The organism is Heliobacterium mobile (assembly GCF_009720735.1).
In the GTDB taxonomy this organism is placed as follows: domain Bacteria; phylum Bacillota; class Desulfitobacteriia; order Heliobacteriales; family Heliobacteriaceae; genus Heliobacterium; species Heliobacterium mobile.
This window is the reverse complement of record NZ_WNKU01000090.1, coordinates 1-1317: the sequence shown is the minus strand read 5'-3', so window position 1 is coordinate 1317 and position 1317 is coordinate 1. Positions and strand designations below refer to the sequence as shown.

The 1317-nt window shown below is 34.0% G+C and carries 1 protein-coding gene; it reads right to left on the bottom strand.

Going from position 1 to position 1317, the window contains the following annotated elements; translation table 11 throughout:
• Positions 1-189: 189 nt before the first annotated feature.
• The gene (locus GJ688_RS19720; RefSeq protein WP_155478164.1) at positions 190-777 is read right to left on the bottom strand and encodes a hypothetical protein; all 588 of its coding nucleotides are present in this window, start codon (positions 775-777) and stop codon (positions 190-192) included.
• Between the last annotated feature and the right edge of the window lie 540 nt (positions 778-1317).

Here is a 1317-nt window from a genome sequence, read left to right as displayed (position 1 = left end):
AATGATTTGGAATGGGCGGTGGCTCTTCAACAACTTTGGTCGATTATTGATGATGTCGTTAAAAACTGCAACAAGAAGTTAGCCGCTTTGATTAAAAGTCAACTCCAGAAATGGATTGGCTCTTTACCCAACTATATCAAGGCTTACTTGCCTATTTCTGTGTGCGAAACTTGAGTTTTAAGAAAATAATTATATGTATATTTTAATTAAAGATCTTGATATTGCAACTACAAGCAATAAGATTAGACATAATTTGATTAATTTTATGGCTCGACGAACTCGCTGAATTTTTAGTTCTCTAATGTAGCATAGCTTTAGAAACTCTTTACTTAATATACTTAAAAATTCTAATTCAGTTAAATTGGTAATTTCCTTTAACAATTCAGAAGACTTTTTTCTCAAAACAAAAAAGCCATCTTTATCATTTAATACGTTTAAAAAGCTAACTTTAGGAGTTATTTGCGTTAAGTAAAAAGAATTTGGCGGATTCAGCTCGTCAACAATGATGCTTTTAGTTGGGTTTGAATTTGGAGCAATTGCAGTAACGATAATCCATAATGCCAGTGAAAAAAGTACTAGAATTACGAAACAAATTAGCAATAATAAGTCATGTGTTATAACTGCCCATTTCATTTTATGATTAAGAAGAAGAGAAAATACGTTAAAAATTGGATCTATGAATCTTAGCAAGAAGTTTATTGCAATCCCGGTTAATACCAATGTTATGCTAGCTTTGGTATCCGTAAATCGTATTGTACCTTGAGTATCTTCGATCAACTTATACATTAGTTCTTTTTTTACGGAGAAATCTAATGTGTCACTTGTTTTTTGAATTCACCACTTTTGATATCTGTTGATATCTCTTCATTACTTTGCGAGAACCCGCCGACCATAACATTAATCAAATCATTTATTTCACCATTTTCTTTTATCTGGACTTCCAAGTAAACCACCTCTAAATTAAAATCCTATCATTACCTAGAAATATGTTGTTATTCCTCCTAAAATAACATTCACCCACTGGTCATCCCTTAGCGTGGCTTATGGTAAAGCCGTGAAAACAGTCGTTTAGGTAGGCCGAATCATATCTTCAATCGACGCTAAAAAAAGCGTCTATTCACGCTGCTCCCGACAACAAGTGGTATTTGGGAGGTCAGTGTAAATGGGCGATTGTGCGAGGTTATTATGGCTTAACATTATCGGGAAACGTAAAAATCGTTTGATAACGCTTAGTCCTGTGCGGTGTTTGTCAAGATAGTTGACGCATGGACCTATGTAAACTTTAATTTATATGCAACCGCCGGTCTTGACAAATGT